Annotated in this window: 32 protein-coding genes; 9 read left to right on the top strand and 23 right to left on the bottom strand. The window is 32.6% G+C overall.

The genetic code is table 11. The features are described from left to right. Nucleotides 1-1409 precede the first annotated feature (1409 nt). Nucleotides 1410-1643 carry a helix-turn-helix domain-containing protein gene (locus tag CVD28_RS03985; RefSeq protein ID WP_101591064.1) on the top strand — a complete coding sequence of 78 codons (234 nt, stop codon included), beginning with the start codon at nucleotides 1410-1412 and terminating at the stop codon, nucleotides 1641-1643. A gap of 117 nt (nucleotides 1644-1760) precedes the next feature. On the opposite strand, the gene CVD28_RS03990 is transcribed toward CVD28_RS03985, so the two are convergent. The 7 genes from CVD28_RS03990 to rnr all read right to left on the bottom strand — a co-directional run bounded on the left by CVD28_RS03990 (nucleotide 1761) and on the right by rnr (nucleotide 8493). Then, nucleotides 1761-3083: a hemolysin family protein gene (locus CVD28_RS03990; protein ID WP_101591065.1), complete on the bottom strand. Its 1323-nt coding sequence runs from the start codon at nucleotides 3081-3083 to the stop codon at nucleotides 1761-1763. Between the two features lie 62 nt (nucleotides 3084-3145). Beyond that, entirely contained in the window at nucleotides 3146-3313 is a 168-nt protein-coding gene (locus CVD28_RS27845; protein ID WP_180953907.1) for a hypothetical protein, read from the bottom strand. Between the two features lie 20 nt (nucleotides 3314-3333). Next, entirely contained in the window at nucleotides 3334-4197 is an 864-nt protein-coding gene (locus CVD28_RS03995) for a DegV family protein (protein WP_101591066.1), read from the bottom strand. A 112-nt stretch (nucleotides 4198-4309) separates the two neighbouring features. Beyond that, complete coding sequence (locus tag CVD28_RS04000) at nucleotides 4310-5200, bottom strand: cation diffusion facilitator family transporter (RefSeq protein ID WP_101591067.1); 891 nt, start codon at nucleotides 5198-5200, stop codon at nucleotides 4310-4312. A gap of 69 nt (nucleotides 5201-5269) precedes the next feature. Then, the gene (locus CVD28_RS04005) at nucleotides 5270-5665 is read right to left on the bottom strand and encodes a hypothetical protein (protein WP_101591068.1); all 396 of its coding nucleotides are present in this window, start codon (nucleotides 5663-5665) and stop codon (nucleotides 5270-5272) included. A gap of 56 nt (nucleotides 5666-5721) precedes the next feature. After that, nucleotides 5722-6195 carry a hypothetical protein gene (locus tag CVD28_RS04010; protein ID WP_101591069.1) on the bottom strand — a complete coding sequence of 158 codons (474 nt, stop codon included), beginning with the start codon at nucleotides 6193-6195 and terminating at the stop codon, nucleotides 5722-5724. Between the two features lie 162 nt (nucleotides 6196-6357). Next, nucleotides 6358-8493 carry a ribonuclease R gene (gene rnr, locus CVD28_RS04015; RefSeq protein WP_219621174.1) on the bottom strand — a complete coding sequence of 712 codons (2136 nt, stop codon included), beginning with the start codon at nucleotides 8491-8493 and terminating at the stop codon, nucleotides 6358-6360. A 180-nt stretch (nucleotides 8494-8673) separates the two neighbouring features. On the opposite strand from rnr, the gene CVD28_RS04020 reads away from it, so the two are divergent. Continuing rightward, nucleotides 8674-9174, top strand: coding sequence for a hypothetical protein (locus CVD28_RS04020; protein ID WP_101591070.1), 501 nt, complete (start codon nucleotides 8674-8676; stop codon nucleotides 9172-9174). Between the two features lie 82 nt (nucleotides 9175-9256). Here CVD28_RS04020 and CVD28_RS04025 read toward each other — a convergent pair whose 3' ends face one another. From CVD28_RS04025 to CVD28_RS04035, 3 genes are all read right to left on the bottom strand, one after another. After that, the gene (locus CVD28_RS04025; protein WP_101591071.1) at nucleotides 9257-9457 is read right to left on the bottom strand and encodes a hypothetical protein; all 201 of its coding nucleotides are present in this window, start codon (nucleotides 9455-9457) and stop codon (nucleotides 9257-9259) included. Between the two features lie 120 nt (nucleotides 9458-9577). Further along, complete coding sequence (locus CVD28_RS04030) at nucleotides 9578-10111, bottom strand: hypothetical protein (protein WP_101591072.1); 534 nt, start codon at nucleotides 10109-10111, stop codon at nucleotides 9578-9580. A gap of 45 nt (nucleotides 10112-10156) precedes the next feature. Continuing rightward, on the bottom strand, nucleotides 10157-12199 hold the full coding sequence (locus tag CVD28_RS04035) for an ATP-dependent DNA helicase RecG (protein WP_257985736.1): 2043 nt from the start codon (nucleotides 12197-12199) through the stop codon (nucleotides 10157-10159). Nucleotides 12200-12481: 282 nt separating this feature from the next. On the opposite strand from CVD28_RS04035, the gene CVD28_RS04040 reads away from it, so the two are divergent. After that, on the top strand, nucleotides 12482-13213 hold the full coding sequence (locus CVD28_RS04040; RefSeq protein WP_101591074.1) for a hypothetical protein: 732 nt from the start codon (nucleotides 12482-12484) through the stop codon (nucleotides 13211-13213). A gap of 53 nt (nucleotides 13214-13266) precedes the next feature. On the opposite strand, the gene CVD28_RS04045 is transcribed toward CVD28_RS04040, so the two are convergent. Further along, nucleotides 13267-13524, bottom strand: coding sequence for a hypothetical protein (locus CVD28_RS04045; RefSeq protein WP_142384725.1), 258 nt, complete (start codon nucleotides 13522-13524; stop codon nucleotides 13267-13269). 187 nt (nucleotides 13525-13711) lie between these two features. Here CVD28_RS04045 and clpX point away from each other — a divergent pair, with 187 nt between their 5' ends. Both clpX and CVD28_RS04055 read left to right on the top strand, forming a co-directional pair. Then, nucleotides 13712-14947 carry an ATP-dependent Clp protease ATP-binding subunit ClpX gene (gene clpX, locus CVD28_RS04050; protein WP_219621175.1) on the top strand — a complete coding sequence of 412 codons (1236 nt, stop codon included), beginning with the start codon at nucleotides 13712-13714 and terminating at the stop codon, nucleotides 14945-14947. Nucleotides 14948-15039: 92 nt separating this feature from the next. Further along, entirely contained in the window at nucleotides 15040-15996 is a 957-nt protein-coding gene (locus CVD28_RS04055; RefSeq protein WP_101591077.1) for a hypothetical protein, read from the top strand. 50 nt (nucleotides 15997-16046) lie between these two features. Here CVD28_RS04055 and CVD28_RS04060 read toward each other — a convergent pair whose 3' ends face one another. The 5 genes from CVD28_RS04060 to CVD28_RS04075 form a co-directional block, all read right to left on the bottom strand. Continuing rightward, nucleotides 16047-16400 carry a response regulator gene (locus CVD28_RS04060; RefSeq protein WP_257985737.1) on the bottom strand — a complete coding sequence of 118 codons (354 nt, stop codon included), beginning with the start codon at nucleotides 16398-16400 and terminating at the stop codon, nucleotides 16047-16049. A 114-nt stretch (nucleotides 16401-16514) separates the two neighbouring features. Continuing rightward, a complete protein-coding gene (locus tag CVD28_RS04065) occupies nucleotides 16515-17195 on the bottom strand; it encodes an ABC-2 transporter permease (RefSeq protein ID WP_101591078.1) in 681 nt (226 codons plus the stop codon). Continuing rightward, a complete protein-coding gene (locus tag CVD28_RS04070) occupies nucleotides 17170-18033 on the bottom strand; it encodes an ABC transporter ATP-binding protein (protein WP_257985738.1) in 864 nt (287 codons plus the stop codon). The genes CVD28_RS04065 and CVD28_RS04070 overlap by 26 nt, the downstream gene beginning before the upstream one ends. A 23-nt stretch (nucleotides 18034-18056) precedes the next feature. Further along, nucleotides 18057-18197: a hypothetical protein gene (locus tag CVD28_RS27850; protein ID WP_180953911.1), complete on the bottom strand. Its 141-nt coding sequence runs from the start codon at nucleotides 18195-18197 to the stop codon at nucleotides 18057-18059. Between the two features lie 19 nt (nucleotides 18198-18216). Further along, entirely contained in the window at nucleotides 18217-18525 is a 309-nt protein-coding gene (locus tag CVD28_RS04075; protein WP_101591080.1) for a hypothetical protein, read from the bottom strand. 338 nt (nucleotides 18526-18863) lie between these two features. On the opposite strand from CVD28_RS04075, the gene parM reads away from it, so the two are divergent. The 3 genes from parM to CVD28_RS04090 all read left to right on the top strand — a co-directional run bounded on the left by parM (nucleotide 18864) and on the right by CVD28_RS04090 (nucleotide 21177). Beyond that, nucleotides 18864-19817, top strand: coding sequence for a ParM/StbA family protein (gene parM, locus CVD28_RS04080; protein WP_101591081.1), 954 nt, complete (start codon nucleotides 18864-18866; stop codon nucleotides 19815-19817). Between the two features lie 23 nt (nucleotides 19818-19840). Next, the gene (locus tag CVD28_RS04085; RefSeq protein WP_101591082.1) at nucleotides 19841-20548 is read left to right on the top strand and encodes a hypothetical protein; all 708 of its coding nucleotides are present in this window, start codon (nucleotides 19841-19843) and stop codon (nucleotides 20546-20548) included. Nucleotides 20549-20667: 119 nt separating this feature from the next. After that, nucleotides 20668-21177 carry a type II toxin-antitoxin system PemK/MazF family toxin gene (locus CVD28_RS04090; RefSeq protein WP_101591083.1) on the top strand — a complete coding sequence of 170 codons (510 nt, stop codon included), beginning with the start codon at nucleotides 20668-20670 and terminating at the stop codon, nucleotides 21175-21177. 38 nt (nucleotides 21178-21215) lie between these two features. Here CVD28_RS04090 and CVD28_RS04095 read toward each other — a convergent pair whose 3' ends face one another. The 6 genes from CVD28_RS04095 to CVD28_RS04120 form a co-directional block, all read right to left on the bottom strand. After that, nucleotides 21216-21821 (bottom strand): hypothetical protein, encoded by a 606-nt coding sequence (locus CVD28_RS04095; protein WP_101591084.1) that lies wholly within the window; start codon nucleotides 21819-21821, stop codon nucleotides 21216-21218. 226 nt (nucleotides 21822-22047) lie between these two features. Continuing rightward, nucleotides 22048-22482, bottom strand: coding sequence for a hypothetical protein (locus CVD28_RS04100; RefSeq protein ID WP_180953913.1), 435 nt, complete (start codon nucleotides 22480-22482; stop codon nucleotides 22048-22050). Continuing rightward, nucleotides 22424-22843, bottom strand: coding sequence for a hypothetical protein (locus CVD28_RS04105; protein ID WP_101591086.1), 420 nt, complete (start codon nucleotides 22841-22843; stop codon nucleotides 22424-22426). Before CVD28_RS04105 ends, CVD28_RS04100 begins: the two co-directional genes overlap by 59 nt. A 190-nt stretch (nucleotides 22844-23033) precedes the next feature. After that, the gene (locus CVD28_RS04110; protein WP_101591087.1) at nucleotides 23034-23429 is read right to left on the bottom strand and encodes a hypothetical protein; all 396 of its coding nucleotides are present in this window, start codon (nucleotides 23427-23429) and stop codon (nucleotides 23034-23036) included. A 16-nt stretch (nucleotides 23430-23445) separates the two neighbouring features. Further along, entirely contained in the window at nucleotides 23446-23889 is a 444-nt protein-coding gene (locus CVD28_RS04115) for an NADAR family protein (protein WP_101591088.1), read from the bottom strand. A gap of 20 nt (nucleotides 23890-23909) precedes the next feature. Next, complete coding sequence (locus tag CVD28_RS04120) at nucleotides 23910-24419, bottom strand: DUF2179 domain-containing protein (protein ID WP_101591089.1); 510 nt, start codon at nucleotides 24417-24419, stop codon at nucleotides 23910-23912. A 158-nt stretch (nucleotides 24420-24577) separates the two neighbouring features. Here CVD28_RS04120 and CVD28_RS04125 point away from each other — a divergent pair, with 158 nt between their 5' ends. Beyond that, nucleotides 24578-25123 (top strand): hypothetical protein, encoded by a 546-nt coding sequence (locus CVD28_RS04125; protein ID WP_101591090.1) that lies wholly within the window; start codon nucleotides 24578-24580, stop codon nucleotides 25121-25123. A 108-nt stretch (nucleotides 25124-25231) separates the two neighbouring features. Here CVD28_RS04125 and CVD28_RS04130 read toward each other — a convergent pair whose 3' ends face one another. Continuing rightward, on the bottom strand, nucleotides 25232-26485 hold the full coding sequence (locus CVD28_RS04130; protein ID WP_101591091.1) for a site-specific DNA-methyltransferase: 1254 nt from the start codon (nucleotides 26483-26485) through the stop codon (nucleotides 25232-25234). Between the last annotated feature and the right edge of the window lie 18 nt (nucleotides 26486-26503).

Genomic DNA, 26503 nt, shown 5'->3' on the forward strand with positions numbered 1-26503 from the left:
TTTAATGTCTTATTTTTTCGGGGAAAAAGGTGTAAGACTTCGGTTAAGATTTCTCCGCATGGTGGCGGTGAAACAAGATTTTCATCAATATAGGTTGTAAGGTAATATTCATAAGAATGTAGTCTTACAAGCACCCCGATTTAGTTTTGATTTGATTGATAGGGAAAGGTCTGAAAGATTAGTGTTTTGGTATAAGAAACTTCATTCTATCGTGAAAAGAGAGATAACAATATGAATTGTTTTCATTCCGTTCAACTAAGAGAGTTGTTTCTTAATTTAATGGTCTTTCTTATTATGGCTATATTGAATAGCCATATAATGTCTTGGTTTTTGACTAATCTTGTTTTGAATTGCTCGTTTTATTACATGTTTAATTTGAATAGTTGTTCATGTGTAATATTCATATCTTTTAATGTAATCTTTCAAGCACCCCATCAGGTTAAGTTGCTAACCTTCTCTTCGATATGGACTCTTGGAGAAGATAAGCGGTTTTTCAAGGAAAAGGAGATAAGACATAAAAAGTATTTGTCTGGTAGCAAGATTAACTTCCTACCTTGATAAATAATTGAATTTTCATTTTAAGTTTGTATTTGATTTAAATGTAGTCTTATCAGCACCTCGAAAGGCTTGGTATTTTTTTCAGGGAAAAGGATAACAAGACGTGTTTTTTGTATTTCTTTGACCTTACGGAGAAAGAAATTTGAAAATTACCTTTTTCTTTGACTTTTCAGCAAAAGAAAGAAGTAACAATGTTTGATTTGATAGTTTGTATTTGTTCAAATGTAGTCTTGTTAGCACCCCGAAAGGATTTAAAGAAAAGGAAGAGCGTTAAGACGTGTGTTTTTGTTCTTCTTGAAAAAGAAAAACTAACTCTGTCTTACATTAAACTTCAACGCTATGTTGGTTTAATGTTGCTACTTGCATTTGTCTGTTTGATTGAATACATATCCCAATGTAGTCTTAACAGCACCTCTTCTTAATGGTATAAGCCAAGCTCTCTCTAAAGAGTTCTTGTGAAACTCTCCAACTTAGAGAGCCTAACTTATATGTACGTCTTACAAGGAAAAAGTAAAAAGACATCTTTTATATCCACATAATGTAGTCTTTTCAGCACCTCGTTCGTTGACTATATACATACTATATCATGTCCATTGACTATTGTCAACTATAATTTGTTTTATTTCAACTGTAATTGACACTTACCTGATTACTATATACAGTTATATCAGATTATATTCCACTCAACAATCAAAAATATGTTTTATAATTGTCGAATGTCAATTTGAAGGTATATTTGTCAACTATAATTGATATTATATAAAGAATATGATATTATATAACTAATGAATTGTCAATATTCAATAACAAATTGTTTTTTGACTAAAAAATATGAAAGGAGTGAATAAATTGTGATAAAATCCAACTTACGAATATTAATGGCTCAAAGCGGAATTAAAACATTGAGAGAATTAGGAAGACGTGCAAATGTATCATGGAAGATTATAAGCAACCTTGACAATGATGAAAATATTGAAAGTATTCAATTACAGAACTTACTTAAAATTTGTTTTGCGTTAAACTGCAAATTAGATGATTTAATCAAGATTGATTATCCCTATGTAAATACCGACAACGAAGAATAAGCCTTGTAGAAAAAAGAAGAAAAGGCGTGAAAGTAAATATGACAATTCTATATCTATATCAATATCAGACATAAAAGTAGTCAGCCCTTCCACATGAAGAACTGACTATTTTTGTTTTTACTCTACTATTTCTTTGTTTTTGGTTTCAACTACTTTTTCTACTTCAATATATTTGATATGAAGACTATCAATGTCTTTCAATCGGAAGATAAATCCTTGCTCCTCTATTTCCGTTCCAACTTCTGCTTCAAATTCCTTTGTTAAGAACCAACCGCCAATCGTATCCACTTCTTCATCTGAAATGGAGATATTCAGCAATTGATTTACTTCTGAAATCAATACTTTCCCATCTAATATATAATGGTCTTCTTTGATTTTTCGGATTTCAGATATTTCGTCTGTATCCAATTCATCCCGAATTTCTCCAACAATGACTTCAATAATATCTTCAATCGTAACCAATCCAGACGTACCACCATATTCATCTATTAAGATAGCCATATGGTTTCGTTCTTTTTGCATTTTGGCTAACAAAGCATGAATCGCAACTGTATCAACAACCCGAATAACAGGCATCATAATGCTTTTAACGGTTAATTCCTTATCAGGATTAGATAGTTTCGTGGATAACAAATCTTTAATATTTACAACACCTAAAATATCGTCTTTGTTTCCATTGTTCGTTACAGGGAAGCGAGTATAATTTTCTTCTTTGTATAAGTCCAATACGTCACTAATGTTGTCATCCATTGATAAACTAATGATTTCTGTACGTGGAATCATGATTTCTTTCGCAATCTTGTTGTCAAATTCAAAAATATTGTTCATATACTTCAATTCCGTTTGATTAATCTCACCATTCTTATAGCTTTCAGATAGAATCATTCTTAGTTCTTCTTCTGAATGTGCAATTTCGTGTTCTGAAGCTGGTTTAAAACCTAAAAGACCAGTAACAAATCGTGCTGAACCATTCAACGCCCAAATAAACGGATACATTATTTTATAAAACAACATGATAGGTTTAGAAAATAATAGGGTTACTCGTTCTGCTTGTTGAATAGCAATCGTTTTAGGGGCTAATTCTCCTACTACCACATGCAAGAAAGTTACAGAACCAAATGCAATTGCAAAGGAAAGGATATGAGTAATGGATTCACCCAAGTTGAAATAATCAAACAATGGTTTAAGCAGATTTTCAACTGTTGGTTCTCCAATCCAACCTAATCCTAACGCTGTAACGGTAATTCCTAACTGACAAGCGGATAAATACTCGTCTAATTGAGATGTTACCTTTTTTGCTGAAACTGCCCCTTTTTTCCCTTCAGCAATTAACTGGTCAATCCTTGTGCTTCTAACACGTATAATTGCAAATTCTACCGCCACAAAGAAAGCAGTAAACGCAATGAGTAAAAACAATATAACTAAATTTACTATGTCCACATTTTGTCTTACAAGAGTAAGACTTTACACCTCCTGGTTTTTTAAAAGTATCTTTCGTTTTCTTACTTTGTTACTTCAACAAAGTTATCTTTTTTAGGTTTCTCCTTTGTCCCGAAGTCTGTATATAGATTGTGTAGACATTCTTCACATGCCTTTCGATTTCCCTCTACATAATTTTGACAAACAGGATAAGGAGAACGAGTCATTAATCCACATTTCATTTTCTGCACAACAATTCCTCCTTTCTATCTTAGTTTAAGAAGAATACGACAACTGCTCCTGTCCCACTGTAAGACCCAATGACAGGACCTATACTGCTTATGAGAAAATCTTTCACTTGGATTTGGCTTGAAATGGCTTCTTTTACTTTCTCCGCATCTTCCAGTGCATTTGCATGACAGATTGCAATGGTTTGAGATTCAGGATTTTCGATATTCTCTACTACAAATTCTATTAATTTTTTCAATGCTTTATTTCTTCCACGAATCTTATCAAGTTCTTTCACTTTTCCTTCTTTATCAATCTGCAGGATTGGGTTAATTTTTAGAATTGTCCCGACTGCTGACTGTAAACCTGAAATTCTGCCTCCTCTTTTCAAATGAGACAAATCATTAATCAAAATCATATTGTGCTGTGTTTTTACTTTTACAGAAAGGGCTTCTGTTATTTCTTCTAATGATTTTCCTTGTTTTTTCATCTCTATTGCCTTTTGAACAAAAAGAGCTTGTCCTAAAGAGCCAATTAGTGTGGTGAAACAAACAATATGAGCGTCTGGAAATTCTTCTTCTACCATAAGCTTTCCGATGTTAGAGCTATTAAAAGTTCCGCTTAGTCCAGAGGAAACACCAATATACAAGACTGATTTCCCTTCTGATACATGCTTTTTAAATGCTTCATAAAATGCGTCAGGTGATGGTTGAGAAGTCATAGGCAACGCTCCACTATCAATCGCTTCAAATAGCTTCTGATGGGAAATAGATTGACCTAAGTCGTCTTTATAAGATTTGTCACCAATAACCAAATTCAAAGAAATAATATCAATACCTTGCTCTTTTACATACTTAATAGGTAAATCACTGCAAGAGTCTGTCACAATTACATAGTTGTTGTTCATAGTCTTTCCTCCTAAATTTATCGACTATAGTCAATGTTTAATAATTCTATTCTACTATGAAATAGACAGTAATAGCAAGAGCATTAAAAAAACAGTAGAAAATTTCTACTGTTTATGATGTGAATTCGATAATGAAATCTCTTGCTCCATAATGCTCTTCTAAAATGTGTTCAATCTTATGTTTAATTTGGTTCGATTCGCTGATTTTCATATCCTCTATCTTCATCTTTAATTCGATACAAATATGGTTATCATCTAAACTCCATGCTTTTACTTCTGTAATATCTATTACATTTTCAATAGTTTTTAATTCTTTCTTCATTTCTTCTATTGAAATGTTTTCAGGAGAACCTTCCATTAAAATATGAATACTTTCTTTCAATACACTATAAACAGATTTAACAATCAAAATGTTAATGATAATCGTGAACACAGGGTCTATCCAATAAACATGGAAGTATTTAATCATGATTCCTGAAAAGAGAACAATAACCGATGAAACCATATCGCTCATTAAATGTAAATATGACGAGCGGATATTTAAACTATGCTTAGAATCTTTGCTTAACAGAAGAACACTTACTAAATTAGCAACTAATCCTATTAATGAAACGATAATAACCGTATTTCCATTTACTGTTTCCTGGTGGATAAATCGCTGGACTGCTTCAAAAGACAAATAAACAGATAAAGCCAATAAGACTGCTGAATTAATAAAAGCAGAAAGGATATTAGCACGTTTATATCCAAACATTTTTCTCTCATTTGCTGATTTAGAAGATAATCGAATAGAAACGTAGCTTAGAAGAATTGCAATGGTATCACTTAAATTGTGTAAGGCATCGGATAGTAAAGCTAAACTACCTGATAAAATTCCACCAATAAATTCTGCAACAGTAATAAGCAAATTCATCAGTACAACCCAAAATAACTTTGTTTTACTAATTTGAGATGCATCATGATGGTGGTGGCTATGGTGGTGTTCATGATGGTGGTGACTCATAGTTTCCTCCTTTTTTCGTTTGAAATACAAAATAAATGACTACTTGAATAGCCATTTATTACGTAGGACTTATTTTTTCTCGATTTTTGTTAAAATAGGATGGGTAATTCCATCTTTGGATTCACGATAGTTCAAAACAAATTCTGTCTTTCCATCGGGTTTTTCTTTAGAAAGATGGCTGTAAATATCCGTTCCCATTTGGAAAACACGAAGGGTTTCTTTATTATCCTTTTTTATCTTAAACTCAACTAAATTGTTTTCAGGAAAACCATTTAACACTCCATTTTGTGTAACAAGTTTTTCTGTATCTTCCACCTTAATAGAAGTTTCCTCCACTACTTTCCATTCTTGGACTGCTGGTTGAGTTGCTTCCTTTTCCCTATCAGTATTTGAACAACCTGTCATAATACCAGCAGTTAAAGTAGCTGAAAGAGCTAATAGTAACCATTTCGATTTTTTCTTCACGTTTTTCACTCCTTTCTTATGTTAAGGTATAGCAAGTATGCCAACATTCTTATTTTCTAAATCTTGTTATTTGATATACAGTATGCTACTGTTTCTTCAAAACTTTTACTGTTGAACATTTTCTCGATATAGGCATCCACATCACTAAAATTAGATATTGATATATCATCTTCATCTGTTTCGATAGTCGATATATATATTTCATTTTCAGGTCTCTGAAATGAATCAATTTCAATTAGCCATGTAGAATGGACTTTACTTTTTAAAGACAATGAAAGATTTCTCAATCCATTGGAATTGTATTCTTTAAGACTATAACGATAGCCTTCTACTGGATATTGTTCTTCCCAATCAGCCATTTTACGCTTCATACGTTCAACAAACAGTTTCCAGTCCTCTTTGCCCTTTTTGTTTTCCTTTTCCAAAAATGCAAGTGTTCTTTCGATATGAAGTCTGTCTTGACTTTCGATATTCTCTCTATTCAACTGTTTCTTCAAATAATCTTTTACTTCTTGCCACTGTGGTTTCACCCTATCACCTTTCCCTTCATTTCTAATTTATATAAAAAAATAGAAAGGACTAACTGTAACTTTTTATTTAGTAAATAAAAAAATATATTCTACGTTTATCATATCTAATTTATTGACAATAGTCAATGGACAAAAAGAAAGAGATGGAGCTATCCCCATCCCTTATTCGCTAAATTGTATCACTTTAAACATGATTTCTTTCGATTCTGTTTTTACCTTTTCAACAGAAATCTTTAAGCTATCTCCAAGAGAAATACGTTTTCCAGTTTGTTTTCCAACAAAGGAATGTTCTGAGCGAATGAACTCATATTCATCATCTTTCAACGAATGAATACCTACAAATCCTTCAATGGTATTGTCTAATGTGACAGTAAAACCAGAACCCATAATTCCAGTAATCACTCCTTCAAACTCTTCACCAATTTTATTTCTCATAAAGTCTACTTTCTTCATGTCATATAATTCTTCTTCCGCTTTTTGTGCGGTGCGTTCTTTTCTGGAACAAACCTTTGCATTTTGCTCGACAATTTCATTTAATTGTTCCACACGTTGCTCCGTCAATACACCATGAAGGTATTCTTTGATAATACGGTGAATTTGAAGGTCAGGATAACGTCTGATTGGGGATGTGAAGTGACAATAGAACTTTGTTGCTAATCCAAAGTGTCCCTTGCAAACAGAATAGTATCTGGCTTGTTGCATGGATTGTAAGAGGATAAGATTTACTGCTTTTTCTTCTTTTTTTCCTTTTACTTCCTTCAAAATGCCTTGCAAGTGTTTTGGTTCTACTTTCTCTACATCTTCCAATTTGTATCCATGAAGCTGAATAAAATCATTAAAATCTTTTATCTTTTCTTCTCTTGGGTTATCATGAGTTCGATACATAAATGGCATATTGTTTTTTACAAAAGTTTCTGCAACCGTTTCATTGCAAACAATCATAAACTCTTCAATAATTTGATTTGATATACCTCTGTCGTATTTTTTAACATTTTCGACTTCCCCTTCTTCATTCAAAATGATTTTTGCTTCTGGAAAGTCAAAGTCGATATTTCCTCTATCATCTCTTTTCTTCATTAAGATAAGAGCTAATTCTTCCATTAATCGAAGAGATTCTGTTAAATCAGCATGTTTCTCTTCAAAAGCAGGGTTTTCTCCTTTCAAAAAGGCAGTAACCTCATTATAATGAAGTTTCGCTTTAGAGCGGATAATGGATTCAAAAATCTCATGAGATACAACAAATCCCTTTTCACTAATCTCCATTGATACAGAAAGTGTTAATTTATCAGAGTTTGGATTTAAACTACATAAGTGGTTCGATAGTTTAAAAGGTAACATAGGAAGAACTGTATCTACTAAGTAAACAGATGTTCCACGCTCCAATGCTTCCTTGTCTACTTTTGAATTTTCTTTTACATAATGACTTACGTCTGCTATATGAACACCTAATCGGTAATGTCCATTCTCTAACTTTTCAATAGATACAGCGTCATCCAGGTCTTTTGAATCTTCACCATCAATCGTGAAAATGGTTTCTTTTCTTAAATCTCTTCTGATAGCGATTTCTTCTTCACTTATATCATCTGACAATTTCTCCACTTGATTCAATACTTTGATAGGAAATTCGTCACGTAAATTATGACCCTTGATAACAGAAAGAAGGTCTACTCCTCTCTCAAATCTTAATCCTAAGACTTCCACAATTTCTCCTTCTGGATTTCGGTCTCGTTCAGGATATTTCACAATCTTACAAATGACTTTATCATAAGAATTAGCACCTAAAGTTGAACCTTGAGGAATGTAAATATCCATATTTACTTTAGAGTTGTCAGGAATAACAAACCCAAATGATTCATTTGCGATATACGTACCAATAACTTTATCAAATTGTCTTTGAATAATTACTTGGATATCCGCTTCTTTTTTGCTGTCTTCTACATTTGGTAAGATTGTGGCAATAACCACATCTTCATGGAGAGCATGTTGGATATGAGTATTAGATATAAAATACACATCTTTTTTGTCATTAGATGAAACAATAAATCCATATCCTTTTGGGTTATAGTAAAACTTGCCTACTACTACATTGTCATTCTTCAAGGAAATTCGATTTCGCTTGGAAACAGCAAGAATCTCTTCTTTTTCCAATTCTTTTAAGGATTGATAAAATTCCCATTTGTCTTCATGGTTGATTTTTAAATACCGTTCAAGGTCTCTTTTTTTAATTGGCTTCTTTCTTTCTTTTGATTTACTATCTAATAAAAAGACCATGATTTCTTCTTTAACAGTGGCTCTCATTATGATTCCTCCAATTCTGAAAGGCTTGGTTAAAGCCGTTTTTAGATTATACGGAGGAAAAATAATTGCTATAAAAATAAATAGGGGCTATAATGCTTTGATTATTCTGTAAAAACCATCATTGGAGTCTTTTTCTTTTTTATGTTATAATAAAGGTTGTATATAGTGAGGAGTGACAATGTGGGAAATCTTATTCCTTTTTCCAATCCAAATGACAAACATACAAAAAAAGAAGATGCGATTGTGCTTAAACTCATGGGTGAAAGTGGGATTACTGCTAAAATGCGTATTCTTCCACAAGAAATTCATGTGTTAATTCGTGTCTTACTAAAGGAACAAAGAGAAACGAAGGAATTGTATCATGAAGCAGTAGCCAAAAAGAATAAAAAAGAAATGGATTACTGGAACATGATTCAAGAAGTATTTCATTCCCTTATAAAAAAATTAAAGGGAATTAATAAAATAGAAGAAGTAATTCAAGAGCTTTCTTTTGTTGAATTAGATTGTTTAGTAGGAGCAATGGAACAATCTATTCATGAAACCTCTTTAATGGAGTTGCAATTAATTGAGGATGACACACCATTGGTTACAGAAGCATTAAATACTATGTATCAAAACATTATACCTATTTATGAAGAAAAGCGGAAAGAGTTTGAATCCAAACAACAACAATCCGAATAAATATAAAAACCTGTATCTTCTTTTCGCTCTTGTAAGCATGGATACAGGTTTTATTTGTCTTTATTCAAAATCATCACTTCTCTTATTCTTCTTTTGCTTGTTTTCCTCTAACTTTATGTTCTTGAATAGTTGCCATTGCTATTTCTCTTTGTTCTTCAGAAGATTTTTCAAAAAAAGATGGATTATCAATCGTCATTTTAGTAAAGTCACGTAGAGCAGATAAATAACTTTCTCTTGTACTTGATGGTAACAGCCTTTTTAGTTCTTTGCCTTTTAATGTCATGTTATAAAAACACTCCTTTCCTTAACCTAACTTTCTTTCCAATATTATATCATTGATTATAGTCAATGTAAACGACCTCTCTGTTTTATAAATACATCCTCAAACAAATAAAGATTGTTTTTAAGAAGCATTATCCACCGTATAAATCTCAAAATATCGTTCATAGTGATTTTCTTCTACGACTTTGACTTTGTATCCATATTGTTGTAGATAATTTTGGAATGCAGGAAAGGAAGATTTCCACTCTTTTTTCCATGTCACAAAATCTATATCTTTTCTAAGAATACTTTCTCCTTTTAAATAAATAGAAAACTCATTGTCCATATCATATCCTTCATCTACATCTTCTTGAATAATAGAATAAAGGAATAATAGCATACTCAAAGAGATGTTTTTTCTTTTTTCTTTGTACTTATCTTTATATTTCTCATAATAAGCATCTTCTACTTTTTTGACTAATTCTCTAAACCATAGTGGTGTTTCCCATATAATACTTTCTGGAAATTCCAGAGATACAGGAATATCTTTAAAAACATTAAATGTTTTTCCTATACGAATGGTATAGTTTTTCTCTTTATCTTTATATTCAAAACGAGAATAGGATGAATTACAGGATATAAAATGGTCATCGTTTTTCAATATTTTCGTCAACAATTTAATTCACTCTCCTTCTAAAAATAAAAGGAGGGTTTCCCCTCCTTATTTATCACTTATATCCAGTTCGTTTAACTTTTTATATCGAGATATTCTGGTTGAGTTTCCGTAAATATCCTTCACTTCTTTTTTCACTTTTTCAAAGAATTTTGGATACGATAACATCAACATTACATATTTGTTATTTCCAGATTGTTTTGTACCAATGAAATCACCAGTTCCACGAAGCTCTAAATCTCTCTCCGCTATTTTGAATCCATTGGTTGTTTCACACATAGCTTGCAATTTTGCATTACCGTTCTCTTTAGATAAGAGGACACAATAAGATTGGTGACTGCCCCTTCCTACCCTTCCTCTTAACTGATGAAGTTGTGCTAATCCAAACCGCTCTGCATTTTTAATGAGGATAACGGTTGAGTTAGGTACGTTTACCCCTACCTCAATAATCGTGGTAGAAATAATAATCTGATATTCGTTTCGTGAAAATTTAGCAATCTCTTCTGCAATTTCGGCTTGTTTCATTTTTCCTGAAATCATCGCAATGTTTACTTCTGGATATTTAGCAAAGAACTTTTTCATTTTATCATAGGTACGCTCAACAGAATCGACTTCTGCTAAAGCCTCAGATTCAGAATCCTCAATCAATGGACAAACCACATAACACTGTCTACCTTCTTTGATTTGGCGATACATCGCCTCATACGCCTTTTCTTCATTCGTAATTTGAAGGGTTTGAACAGGCTTTCTTCCTTTCGGCATGGTCGTAATCGTTAGAACATCTACATTTTCTCCATAAATACTTAATGCCAAAGTTCTTGGAATCGGAGTAGCACTCATAGTTACTTGATGAACCCCATCTTTTGATTTTTCATTCAGTTCATTTCGTTGAACGACACCAAATCGATGTTCTTCATCAACAATGGTTAAGGCTAAGTTCTTAAAGGTTACAGCTTTACTGATGACAGAATGAGTTCCAACCACTAATTGAATTTCTCCGCTTTCAATTCCCTTCATAACCTCTTTCTTTTCTTTCGCCTTCATGTCTCCTGATAAGAACCCTACTTTGTAGCCCATTCCTTCTGTTTTTTCTACCAGGTCAAGATAGTGCTGTTTTGCTAATACTGTAGTTGGAGCCATTAGCACAGATTGAAAACCATTCTCTGCAGAAATCAACATTAAAATAATTGCCACAATCGTTTTACCAGAACCAACATCACCCTGAACTAACGCATTTACTTTTTCTCCTTTTCTCATTTTAATATAAATGGAACGAAGAGCTTGTCGCTGTCCATCGGTTAAGTCAAATGGTAATCGTTTCATAAAACCTTCAATTGTATTACAAGTAGGCATCACAAAAGGAGTTTTCGTTTCCATTCCTTGCTGTCTATCTATCAACTGCATAGCAAAAAGAAACAAATCATCAAAAATAAATCGTTTTTGAGCAATTTTTAATTCATTGTCTTCTTTTGGTTGGTGCATTGCACGTAACGCAACAGAGTTTTTCGGGACTCTAAACTTATCCAACATAAGTGGTTCTAAGTAATCGGTCTTGTCTGCTAACGCTAAAGCAGAATCAATGGACTTTTGAAGAAAATCATCAGACATTCCTTGAATTTTAGAATAAACAGGTATGATTCTCTGATAGGCTTTAATATCTGCACCCCAATACAAAGGAGCAGTCATTTGTCTGGAATTGTATTCTTGGTTAATTTGAATCTTTCCGCAAAAGATATAGTTTTGTCCCTTTTTTAGAATCTTAGCAACATACACTTGATGAAACCAAGTAATGTACATTCTTGCTCCTGATTTATCCTTTACTTTAGCACGTACCATATTACTCTTAGCTGTTACTTCCTCTACTTCCCCTACTACTGCCATATATTCACCATCTTTTACATCTCTAATTGGAGTAATGGTTCTAAAATCGTAGTATTTGCGTGGGAAGAATCTTGCTAAATCTTCTACGGTAAAAATACCTTTCTTGTTGAATTGTGTTATTTTCGCTTTTGGAATTTCTAACATAGATAAATCCATTTTTCTTCCACCTCTATTCTGTTTATTTTCTATATGAACGATTTTTAAATTCACTATTAGTTCTATCATTATATCACAAAAATACATTTTTGTAAATTATAAATGACAATAAAATGAATCTAACATTGTTATTATAACTGTTTCTATTGTTTATTATGATTGAAAACAAACTTCATTCTATAAGAGAAAAGGAGCAATCATTTGTGGTGCTCCCCTATTTTATTTATCCCCCTCAAAAGGATACTGAATATCCAATCTTTTCTTCGTATAAAATAAGATGTATTTGATAAAACAGGTGTTTTTACTTAAAACGTGAGAAAAAGGGAGAGATTTTATATGACAGTAAAGACTTTGGAGAAAGAAATGGGACTTTTGAGTGAAATGGGTAAGAATGTTTTGGAATTAAAAAATGTTCTTATGCAGAACAAACAAAATCCTTTGATTTATAACGGTTTGCTATCCTCTATCAATTCTTCTGATTATGAAGAAGCGGTATATGCAAAGTTGATTAATGACACAGTGACAGTGGAATCATTTGAATCTGTATTGGTTTCTTTTGATAAATACACAAACACTGCAGTTCTAAAGAAGATGTATGCTGATTTCCAAAAGAAGCTATCTAACGCTTTGGAACGTAAAGGTCAAAAATATTTCACTACGGAATCTTCTCCTAAAGATGGTGGGGTTGTAATTATCCGCAAATTTGGTATCAATCTTGACTTTATCAAGAGAGAGTTCCGACTAACGGATAGAGAAGCACGTAAACTCTTGAAAGATGGATTCGTAGAAAAGTATGCTCAATTGAAGCTAAACGCAATTATGAAAGACATGGTAGCAAGAGCAGAAAAACAATTTAGATTGGATAAGTACATCAAATTGGAAACGTCTAAGTTTTATTTCAATGAAACCCATGAAGTTTACAATATTGATTTCCGAATTGTAATTTCTGTTACGGATAAACATCTAAAAGCAACAACGACTGTCCTAAATCTTCTGGTGAAGGATATAGATGAAATACTGAACTTTATCCATAAGGATTATTACCGTATGGTAAGTACAACAAAATAATAAAAAGAGAGCCATTTTTGATGGCTCTTTTTTTGTGTTGTCTCATTCTTTCTTTACATGACATTGATAATATTTATCCGAATCCATTGTTCTTGCTGAAACCCGTATCTCAATAAACAATCTGCAAGAATCGCTTTCAATTCTGACACTTTTACACCAAATTCATCTCTGATAAGTTCAGGGCGAATGTCTGCAACCACATCTGTTTCCCATGCTCGAAGAATGTCTACCAGTGGTTCTTTGGATTTCTCTAAATAAGAATACTTAACCATATACTTTCCGTTCGGGTCTTCTTCAATTAAATACCTCAACCTTACCCCTTCTTTCATTGTATCTCTTTCTTTTTATTTTACTTATTTTATTGACTTTAGTCAATGAAAACAGACTATTTTATACCACAAATAGCGTTAGGATATAAACATTGGTAAAAAATAATTTACAGAAAAATTTCTTTATGATATGATTACACCAATCGTTTTACTTTTAGGGGGAACAATGATGAAAAAATCATGTTATTTTTGCGATGAAGACAAAACTTTAATTCCATTTGAAAGTCAACATGGAAAAATTCATGTTTGTCCTCACTGTGTAGATAAATTAGACGTAAATGAAGAGGATGAAGATAAAGAACCAACTTTTGAAGTTCCAATGCTAACACCACAAGAAATCAAAAAAGAAATGGATAAAGTCGTCATTGGTCAAGACCAAGCAAAAAAAGTGTTAGCCACTGAAATATATAAGCACTATATACGAATTAAAAATAAGGCTTACTTGAAAGCTACAGGGAAAAAGTTAGGTAAAACCAATATCCTGCTAACTGGTCTTTCTGGTACTGGAAAAACGCTTATGGCTCAAACTTTAGCAAATATTGTAGGTGTTCCCTTCTCCATTGGTGATGCTACGTCTTTAACTGAAGCTGGTTATGTAGGTGAAGATGTAGAGAATTTAGTCTTAGGTTTAATACGTTCAAGCAATTACAATCTTGAATTAGCTCAAATTGGGATTATCTACATTGATGAAATAGATAAAGTAGCGAAGAAAAGCCAAAATGTTTCCATTACCAGAGATGTATCTGGTGAGGGTGTTCAACAAGGCTTATTGAAATTAGTAGAAGGTCATAACATTCGAGTCCCTATGCAGGGTGGAAGAAAACATCCAGGTCAACCTATGCACGAAATTAATACCGAAGATATCCTGTTTATTGCAGGAGGAGCATTTATGGGAATTGAAGAAATTGTTGCTGAAAGACTGAAAGATTCCAATAAACCTACTATTGGATTTGGAGCAGTTGCTTCTTCCAGCAAAAAAGAAGAAGATGCTGAATTGTTAAAGAAATACAGAGAAAATATATCTGTTGAAGATTTAAAGAAATTCGGATTAATTCCAGAATTTTTAGGTCGCTTCTCTGTTGTTTCTAATTTGCATCCTCTTGAAATTAAAGACCTTGTAGCCATCTTGCAAGAATCTGAAAATAGTATTATCAAAGAATATCAAACCTTATTTGAATTACAAGGGAAGTCTTTACATTTTACAAATGAAGCGATTATTGAAATAGCAACTATCGCTTATGAAAAAGGGATTGGAGCAAGAGGTCTTCGTTCCATTATCGAAGAAGTTATGTTAGATGTCATTTATGAAATGCCTTCTTCTAAACAAACTCATTATGAAATTACATTGGATTTCATTAAGGGATATGTTTTTGAAGAACTTGAATCGAATGAGGAAATCGCATAGTGTAGCCAATAGGCTACGCTTTTTTTATTTATTATTTTGAAAAACGAACATATGATATAGAAAATGGTTAATAAGAAAGGAGTGAAAGATGTATGAACATTTTTGGAAAAATGAAGAAAAAGGGAAACAAGGAATATATGAAATATGAAGATGGAAAGATTATTCCTGTTGAAGTAGAAGAACATAAAAATTACAAAGAGTTCAATATCAATTCGTCTAATCGTGAAGAAGACTTTGATATTAAGACCGTTATTAAAGAAAAAGTGGACATGCCTGGTAAAGTAAAGAAATACGGAACATGGAAGACGCTAAAAATTGCAGGAGCAATTGCTATTGTTGTCTTTTTTGGTTATACGGTTAAAGATGTGTATTTCGCTTTTATTGAACCTGATACAAATAAAATTGTACAGGAGACACCAAATGAAACACCGACAGACACAATAACCAACCCTGTTCAAACTGAAACACCAACGCCAACAGAAACAGGGGCTTATCAGCCAGGTTCGGATGACGTAGGTCAAATTACACCTGTTACCTCTGATGAAGGTGAGGATAAAGAGAAGGATACTACTTCTGATAACTCAGAAAAAAGCCCTTTAAAAACAGCTATTGACGCTTCTAATGTTGTAAATAGTATGTTAGCTTCTGAAACCAGCAAGGAACTTGGTAGTTTAAATCTCTACTTCGATAACAAATTAAATAAATTCTCTTTTGAGAAAACACTCAATTCGTCTTTAAAAACGAAAACACAGTTATCTGCCTATCTCTCTGAACAAAAAGGTATTTTTAAAGAAGAAGAGATTTTAGATTTCTATTCTGTTACAGAAGAACGCTTAAACAATTCCATTCGTCTAACAGAAACGATTCTCGCTTCCTTTAATAACTCTTCTACCCAAGATGAACTAATCAATGAGGTAAATGCACTTATTGATGTAGAAAACACATTAAAAGAAAAGCAAAACGAAGAGTTTCTAAAATTATTGAAAGACAAAAAAATTGATTATACGTTCGATGAAGTAAAAGGAGAAATTAAATATACGATAGAATAAGAAAAAACCGATTATGACACCTTCATAGTCGGTTTGCTTTTTTTGCTATTTTATAATTTACTTACACTCTCTAAAATTTTCTCTTCATTAAATGGCTTTACAATAAAGTCCTTCGCCCCTGCTTGAATGGCATCCATAACCATACTTTGTTGCCCCATTGCAGACACCATAATGATTTTTGCATTAGGATATAACGCTTTAATCGTTCTTACCGCATCAATTCCATTACATTCAGGCATAGTAATATCCATCGTTACAAAATCTGGTTCAAGCTGTTTGTATTTTTCGACTGCATCTACTCCATTTACTGCTTCCCCCACTATTTCGTATCCATGTTTTACTAAAATATTTCTAATCATCATTCTCATAAAATTTGCGTCATCCGCAATTAAAACTCGTTTCACACTATCTCTCCTTTTACTTCCAATCTATTTTTATGATAGCTCAATTATTGACAATAGTCAATGAGTTAGTTGTCCAACAAGAAAAACAGTAGAGAGCTTATCTCTACTGCTTGATTAAAATTCTCTTGTTTTAAATAGCCACACCGATAGTTTGTAAGAAAAATAGGAAGCTATAAAGGACAACCCCATCATAATGATACCAGCAGTTGTTCCAGAAACTTCTTTTTGTACTACTTGTGTTGTTGTCACCTGTTGCGGTTCAGGAATCATATTAACCGAAATCAATGTAATTCCCATAAGCACCATGATAATTACCATGTTAAACATTTGTGTTTTTGCGTATCCGAATTTGAAGAATAACGGAAAGATACTGGAAAAATAAAAGTTGACAATAGCAAGGGAAAAGAAAACATCCGACAAATATATATCTGAAATCAGCGGTGAATCCCCTAACACGTTATCGCCAACAATAAAGACAATACCTAATACAATAGAAGATAGAATGGTTACAATATTGGTAAAAAAATAACGATTAGCAACCAGAGTTTTACGCTTAATAGGTAAACCACTTAACATCATTAAGACATTGTTTTTATCATCGTGTATCATACTGGTTGTAACTATCATGGTTGAAATGATAAAAATGGAAGTAATGAAGTTAAAGTTAATTAGTAATCCGTCATTCGGTGGCGTTTTGTTTAAAAATAACAATGCCAAAACCAGAATAGCAGTCAACGGAATCGTCTTTTTCTGCAGAAGGAAATCTTTTTTAAATAATTTCAAATGTTTTTTCATTCGATTTCCCCCTTGTGTGAAAGATAATAATATCCTCTAAAGAAGCTGGTTCAATTTGAAGATTCATTTCTTCAAATACTGGTTTATGCTCTTTTGAAATTAGTCCTACAAAGAAATCTTCCCATTTCTTATAACCAACACTTAATTCTGCTACTTTTTCATGGAAATCTTCTAAATTGCCTTTTACGGAGTAAAAGCGTTCTTTAATTTCCTTCTTTGTTCCATTCATAATGATTTCGCCATCATGAATAAAAATAATTTTATTCGCAATCTTTTCAATGTCCGAAATAATATGGCTGGAAAATAAAAAGGTTTTGTTCTTTGTTTTATTAATTTCTAAAATGATATCCAGCAATTGTTCCCTGCTTAAAGGGTCAAGCCCTGTTGAGGCTTCATCCATTAAATAGAAATCAGCATCATGTGAAAGAGAAACAGCTAAAGCGAATTTCATTTTCATTCCTTTAGATAATTCTTTAATTTTCTTTTTCGGGTTTAGCTCAAATGTTTGAAGATAATAATTGATTAATTGATTGTCCCATTTCTCATAAAATGCAGAAAAGAACTGAACGCTTTCATCAATACGTAAATCTTCATAAAAATAATTAGAATCAAATACAAATCCTATTCTGTCCTTGATTTCCTCTTCATGTTTCATATGGTCGAGACCAAATATTTCAATGTCTCCTCCATCTTTCTTTAGCATATTTAAGATTAGTTTCATGGTTGTCGATTTACCAGCACCATTTTGTCCAACAAACCCCACCACGTCACCTTCTTCAATATCAAAGCTAATATCTTTTAAGAGAAAGTCGTTATATTCTTTTCTTAAGTTTTTCACATGTAAGATGGCAACTCACCTCTTTACATTAAGAAGGCAAGACCAGATAACAGTGAACTTGCTAACATGACAATAAGCATGGTAATGGTTAGAACTTTTGCCAGTTGTTTTTTCTTCTTTTTCTTTGGTGCTTTTTGATTTTTTCCTTGTTGTTGATTTTTCAATTGTACTCTCTCCTTTTTATTAATCCTCTATTGAACAGAGGTAATCTTTTAATCGTTCATTGACTTCTAATGAATACGGTTCAGATGATAATTGTAGTTTGGTAAATAACTCTAATGAATCACGTTTAAAGAAGAAAATCTCCATGTCTGATTCAGAGAAAGAAACATATACCCCATTACATAAAAAGCTCAATTTTTTTAGTTCATCATTTAGTTCTAAAAAGTTTCTTAAAGATTTATGGAAATATAGTTTTTCACCTTCACTAACGATAACTTCAGGTGTTTCTTTAATCTTTCCGTTTTCAAAAAGAAAGTAACGTCTATTCATATCCAATCTCCTTTCACATTTTACTATCTTTTTAATGTATTCAGCTTTTTTATAGATATAAAGAAATTATACGACTTTTGTCGCTTATAGTCAATGACAGTTGCCTTCAAAGACGTTTGTCTATTGATTTTCCCTCTTTTTAAAATGTTCATACTTTTTTCTTACCTTTTACCCCTTTTTTTATGAGAAACTATCAATCTTTTTTTGAATTTTTAGGAATATATTTCTTATATTAGTTGTATTTTCTTAGATTCAGTGGTACGATAAATTTGTGTTTAGAGATTAGAGGCATCTCTGTACATTGAAGACTACATAATTACCAAGGAGGTACATATGGTATGACAAAATTAAAAGAACCTACATTAAGAAAAGTGGTAGTAGACAGTGGTAAGTACGCTACAAAAGCTGTGGAAGTAACGGAAAAAGGTGAACTAAATAAATTAAAGTTCCGTACAAAAATGGAAGAAACAGACGAATCTATTACTAATGGTGATGAAACGTATGCTATCGAAATCAATGGAGAGCGTTATCTAATTGGTAAATTAGCCAATGAAATTGATTGGGATACATCGAAAGCAACAGAACTTCACCGCTATTCTATTTATACTGCTATTCATCATTTTGTAAGTGCTGGAGATGAAGTCGCCCTTATGGTTGGTTGTCCATTATCTGTTTATACGTCAAGAGACCAACGTGAAGCCTATGAGGATTACATTAAAGCTGACGGAGAAGTTACTATTACCGTCAACGGTGAGAAAAAGACATTTACCATCGTTGAAATCAATGCTTTACCTGAAACATCAGGATACCTATTCAAAAATATCGCTAAATATAAAAATAAGATTTTTGCAGTTATTGATATTGGTGGTTTAAATGCAAACTGCTGTCAATATAACGGAAAAGATATTATTCCAGGAACAGACGTAACAACGAAGTCAGGAATGAATACGTTGTATAAAACGATTCAGCTTCAATTAAATAAAGCCTTTGAATCTAACCTCCAAGAAATTCATGTTGAACAATTTATGACCCAAGATAAAAGTCAATGGTTTATTAAAAAGGATAAAGAAAAAAGCCATAAACTTATCTTGAAAATTGTCTTAGAACATGTAAAAGGAATCTACACTAACCTTAAATCAAAAGGTTGGGATTTAGAAAATATGGATTTCATTTTTGTGGGCGGTGGAAGTCTTTCTCTAACAGATGAAATCAAAGAAGTTTTTGGTGAAGATGTAATCATTAGTGAGACTGGTGTTTGGGATAACGCAGAAGGTTTTTCATTACTTCTTTAATGGACAAGTAGGAGGGAAAAGATGTGGAGAATGAAAATAAGGTAGCTGTTCGAGTTGAGGGAAACAAAACCCCTCGGCTCACCTTTTCAGTATCCAGGGAGTTTGAATCTATTCTTCCTGAAATTGAGTCCATGCCAAATATGTCTCGGTTCGTTTGTGAAGCGATATATGAGAAATTACAGCGAACCAAAAATCCAAATAAGGACTTGCAGGATGCGTTATCTCATTTCGTACAAATTCAATCCATTATTGGAAATCCTGTTACACAAGAGGTTGGACAATCACAATGGATACCACCTGTACAAATGTCACAAACTCAACCCACTTCTCCTTATCAACAAAGAATGGACATGGATAATTCAGTTAAGGAAAATCGAAACTCCCCTCCCCCTTCTGTTGAATCAAAGATGAATCCAAATGAAGGGGCTATCATTCAAAAAACAGTTGAAGTGCCACAAGAAAAGAATCAACAAGAAATGATGGAAGAAACTTCTTCACCACAAGAAAACGAAATGGTTCATACAACAGAAACAGAAGTGGAGAAGAAGGTAGAAGAAGTTCAACATAAGGCAGAAGAGCCACAAACAGTAGAAGTAGAACAAAAAGAAGCAATCGGTCATTTAAAACGATTAGCTGACGAAGAAAGACTTGAAAATAATGAAGCACAAAAAATAGATGATAGCACTAAAGATGATTTGCGTAAAAGTTTCCTAAAGAGAAGAACTCCCTAAATGTATGGGGAGTTCTTTTTTTCGTTATTTCAGTATGGAAAAATGTATAGAATATATGAATATTTATTTATATACAAGGTGTTTTGCTAATAAATAGCTTACTTAGGGAGGAACTGGAAATGGAACAAAATATTTATGAACTTAGCGACAAATTAAATTTTATCATGAACGTGAAAGAATCGGATAAAGACAGATTTAAGAATATCATTTCATGGGCTGGTGAAATGATGGATTTGACGATTAAGGAGAGAATGGTAAAAGAGATTTATCCAAGAAAAGGTGAAATCTGGACTTGTAATATGGGTGAAAATGTTGGTTGTGAATTAAATAAAATACGACCAGTTTTGATTGTTTCCAATGATAAAGGAAACCGAAACTCACCTATTGTTACCGTAGACCCGATTTCTAACGGTGAAGAAATGTTGCCGACACATGTCAAATTACATGTTGATTCTTTTGCTTATACTGAAAAGTCTATTACTGGAACAGTGAAATCAGAACAGATGAAAGCTCTATCTAAAGCACGATTAGGGCGAAAAATTGGGGAAGTAACGCCTGAAACGATGGTAAAAGTAGAACTAAGCATACTGATTTCTTTAGGTATGATTGGAGAATTGGCAAAGGCATAAAAAAAGAGACCTCGAAAGGTCTTCTTTTTTTTGTGTTTTTATGCTGTTGCTAAATCCCCTTCTTGTACAAAGTCAATGTTAATCTCCATTTTATCTCCGATTTTTACCTCTGTTCTCCCCTTCTCTTCAAAAGACATTTCATGATTACTGTTCGCTTTGTGTAATGTTAGTAACAATTGGTTTAAAAATCCGTTCACTTCATGTTTTTCCACTACTGAACTTGTTTCTTGATAGAGTTTGTTTTGAAACTCGATAATCTCTTCATAATAGAGTTCTTGGACAGTTGACGTAAGTTCCTTTGCTATTTTTTCAACAGGCTTCTCTTCCCCATAAGAGTGTTGAATAACCGCTTGGAAACAACGTAAACTCTCCTCTTTGCTTTCCATTTGAGCTTTGTATTCTTTTGTTTGTTCTTTTGCCAAACGAACTTCTTTTCTTACCTTCTTCAACTTTTCCTCTTGTAGTTTGTATTGAAGCTCCATGATAATTGATTGCTTTACCACTTCTTCTTTTTCTTGATTCAATGTTTCTACTTGTTCCTCTTGTTCTTTCAATTTGCTCCACATTCTGTTCATTAAGGTTTGTTGTCCCTCGATAATTGAAATTAATTGCTCTTTTGTCATATCCTGATATTGTCTTTCCATAAATAAATTCCTCCCTATGTAAATGAAAAATCGTTTATATAAAACACCTGTTTTTTGTACCTTATTGTATTATAGGATTGGATAATTGGATTTATAAGGAAGGAAAATGGCACAAAAAAAGACCCCTCTAATGAAAGAAGGGGTTTCCTATTCGGAAAAATGAAGGTCAATAACCTTATATGGAAAAAAGTTGTTATATTATAAGCAAATTGCTTTTCTATATTCCTTATTTTTCATAAACATGAATGTAGTAATTGTAGTCACCAGCTACAGGAACTAAGTTAATCCAATAGTGATACTCACCTTCATAAACAAAACGATTACTTGTATTATCATAGCCAAGTCCTTCACAAAGCTCAATCACTTTATCAAAAGTTGTAATTTCTTCAAACATGATAGCATTGACTATATTTTGAATTTCTTTTAGATTTACTCCTTCTTTAGAAGCTAACTCTGTTGGAAACCACTTGTTTGCTAATCTTCCATCAGCAAAATCACAACGCATATGTCCAATCTTCTTTTCCTTGTTTACCTCAAATCGTTGTTCTTTGTCTAAGATAAGCATATTTTTCTCTCCTTTTTTCTTCATTAGGTATAGATTATTATTTTCCAATCCACAGATAAGAAGGTACAATTGCCAAACAAGGTTGCCAATCTTCATCAATATGACCCCATTGTTCTGTATAAACACGCCAACCTAAATCATTTCCAACTTCACAATCATCAATTGGTAAATCCCAAAATTCATCTTCATTTTTTTCTAACTTCAATTTAAAATGAGAAACTGCCTCGAAAACCTGGTCAACAATATCTTTCGGTTCACTTTCCAACATAAACTTTTGGTATCCTTCTTTTTCTGTATCAGTCCAATAAAGAACAATCCCTTTTTTATCATCTAATCTAAAACCAGAAAATTTATGATATCCTACACAGGCTATTCCTAATTCTAAAGTTTTTAATAACATATCTTTCCCTTGCCCTTTTACATTAAAAACAGGGTTATCTAAAATTAAACTTTCCAATATACTCATTCCTTTATTTTATAATAAGTTTCAAATTATTACCAAGTAATGCGATTGGCAACTATTCTCCGTTCTTTCGATATATTCATTGTACCTTAAAATAACTTTATTGTAAATTATTTTTTACATAAGAAAAAGTAGATGATAAACACCTACCCTTTCTTATCCTCTCCTATAATACCTATATGGATTATTCGTGTATCATGAGTTTCAACTTGACTTCCCCATCTTCTTTGTTTACTTCTTTTATCTGTATAGATGCAGAAGAATAAGGTAAGTCAATAGGACTTGTTCTTGAAACAGGGATATATAGTGGTAAACTATTGCTATTATTATTGTTGTCATTTTTTAAAATGGTAATTAAAATAGAATCATTCACCAATCCACTATAAATATATTCATTTTCAAAAGATGAATAAAAAGCTGTTCCAATTTCTAATGTGTCTTCGTATAGTTTAGGCTCTTTCTTTACTTCCTTTACAGGTTCAGACACCGATTTCATCGTTGTTGTTTCACCACAAGCAGTTAAAAGAATAAATAATACAGCCATCATACTTAAAAGAAATATCGTCTTAACCTTTTTCATGATACTGTTACACCGCCTATTTATTTACAAGAATTTCATCACGTACTTTTTCTAACAGAACTCCTAATCGGTTCTTTCCTTTCAAATTCCTACCTGTACCCCAATAGGAATCATAAGGAGATGTTTCTCGTAATGAAGACTCTTTTGTTTCCATGAGTCTTTTTAATAGCTCTGGATGTTGTTCAAATTTCGCAATCAATCCTTGAAGCATGATTTCTTCCTTCACTTGCTCCCAATCAGAACGAAGTGGAAAGTCACGTCTTTTACCTTCTCTTGCAGTGTCACCAGGAGTAGGTAACGCAATAATGTATTGTTCTTGTGGCTTTCCTGCAAATTTTTGACTTTGGAAGAAGTGTTCATTTGTAGGATAAGTCACTCCGTTCATAACAGTTGGAGCATGGTAGAAATTACTTAAAAAGCCATACTTTCCTTTTGGTGTCCAAAAATCTATTGTTTTCATTTTTCTATCACTCTTTCTCTCTATTTTTTTAACAGTCCGAATCCACCATGTACCAGTTGAACATCGGATACGGTAATTAAGGCATTTTCTACTTCAGCTTCGATACAATCAACCACTTTATTTTTTTCTTTTCGTTTAACATGAAGAATCAAAATATTCTTATTGGTGTGCATCCCTTCTCCTTGCATAATGGTTACACCCACTTTTTTGCTTCGTAGACACTCCGCTAATGAATGTCCCACAGCTTCATCTACGACTACTTGAATCGTTACAAGACCTATGGCTAATTTAGATTCAAGCCACAACCCTATGTAGTTTCCGAATGAAAAGCCAATCGCATAAACTAACATTTTATAAGGGTCTTCACTAACCCCAATAATCACAACACTTACAACTTTTAACCAAATTAAGACTTCAACAAAACCAAGTAACGCCACATATCCCTTTTTCCCTTTGGTGATAAATACAGTACGAATCGTGGATAAGGATACTTCAATAATCTTGGCTAAAAAAATAATCAGATACTCCACAACTTAGATGCCTCCTTTTCACTAATTGACTATAGTCAATTTTTTTATAACAAAAGTATATCACCTTATATATTTATTGTAAATTATTATTTACAAATTAATTTTTGTGTATTATAATAATTCATGTTGTAAAAAAGAAAGAAGAGGTGAACGAAAGAATGGACACAGCACTAATTATTCAATTGATAGGGCTGGTTCTCATAAATGCAGTAAGTAATACAATAGGAACACTAAAAACCATTTTTAGTACAAAACGATTTATCAAACCTTTATATGTCGTAACATTTATCGATGCGATTATCTTTGCTTCCATTATGAAACAGTTAGCTTCAGGTAATGGCATTTATTATATATTGGCATTTGCAGTTGGTAAGGTTATTGGAGTTTATTTTGCAGATTTGATTGAATGCAAAATGGCATTAGGTATTTTAGAAATTGATTTCTTTTTAAATAATAAGAAAAAAATGATAGAAATTTCAGATACTCTACGTGAAATCGGTTATAGCGTCAATACATCTATTACCTTTGGCAACAAAGGGAGCAAACGATACCGAATTGAAGTAACGATGCTACGAAAAGAAGTTCCTGTTTTAGAAGCAGTATTACGAAAACATAACTATGAAAACCCAACTCTATCTATTAAAGAGGTATCCAATGTGAAAGGGAAAATTTCTCTATCTGGTAGCCAAATATCAGAAGGTTAAAATCCTTGAAGTCATTGATAATAAAAGGTTTCTATGCTACAATAATTCATATAACCAAGTCTTCTCTTGGATTGTAGTTTGGAAGTGCCTCTAAAAAAAGAACCCAATCTACTTGGGTTCTTTTTGTATAATTTTATAAACTTCTAAATTTTCTTGGAAGCTCTTGTCTTCTACTTTTCCTGTTAAGAGATTCTTCAATCTCGGATACGTAATTTCCTCACAAATTTTGTTTTCATTGTTGGTAATTAAGATACATTCCCTTCCACCGTCATCTTCTTGATTTAATTCTAATACCGCTTGTCCTAATGTCCCGCTTCCAGCAAAGAAATCCAATACTTTTATATTTTTGTTCGGTAACAAAGAAACAATTTTCTTCTGAACCTCTACTGGTTTCGGGTATAGAAAAGCACTTCTCTTTTGAATCACTCTATCTAATTCACGCTTTCCATCCCCTACTGTTCCAAACTCTTTTCCTATCCAAAGATTGTTCATAATTTGTCCTTTGTTCTCAGATAAAAATAGTTTTTTACGTGGCATAGCTGTACCTTCTTTTCCCCACCAAATACGATTTTCCTCTATTAACTTTTGAAAGTTTTCAGGTGTCACATTCCAGGGCTTTTCCCACACTGTCCCATTTGGTGCAGTAACAGGATACACTTTCGGGTTTTTGTCTTTATACATTTCTACGCTTCTCCATAGTCCTCTTGGGTCATTATCAGGGTTTTTATATTGTTTCGATACATAATCCTCTTTCAAAGGGATACGTGAGAACTCTACTAATTGAATATTCTTCGCATAGAGTAGAATCGTTTCTGTAATACTACTTATGGTTTTTCGGTCATTAGCTTGTCCATATTTCTTTTGCCATACAATATCCATGATAAAGTTCTTTTCGCCAAATATTTCATCCATAAGAAGTCGTAAGTAAGGTTGCATATTATCATCAATATGAATCGCTATAATTCCATCTTCCTTTAGCAAATCCTTTGCTATAACCATTCGATTGTACATAAAATTTAGCCATTCACTATATTTGAATTTTAATTTGTGAGTGGAAAAACTATCGGTATAACGTAGGTCTTTATTTCGAGTGAAATAAGGTGGGTCTGTACTAATCAAGTCAAAACTCTCTTTATGTGTTTCTCTTAGAAGATGGAGAGCGTACAAGTTCTCTCCTTCTATTAATTGATGGGTATTAGTGTCTGCAGAATAAAAAATGCCTTTACCTATTTGTTCTTCTTTAGATATAGAAGGTGGTAAATATTCCTTCTTTCTCTCCCATGATAAACCGTATTGTTGTTTGTTTTCTAACTCTATTAATGTTTTAATTAGTTCTTCTTTTGAAAGGTTTGTATAATCCATGCTGTCATCTCCTATAAA

The organism is Bacillus sp. M6-12, assembly GCF_002860285.1.
Taxonomy (GTDB): domain Bacteria; phylum Bacillota; class Bacilli; order Bacillales; family DSM-1321; genus Peribacillus.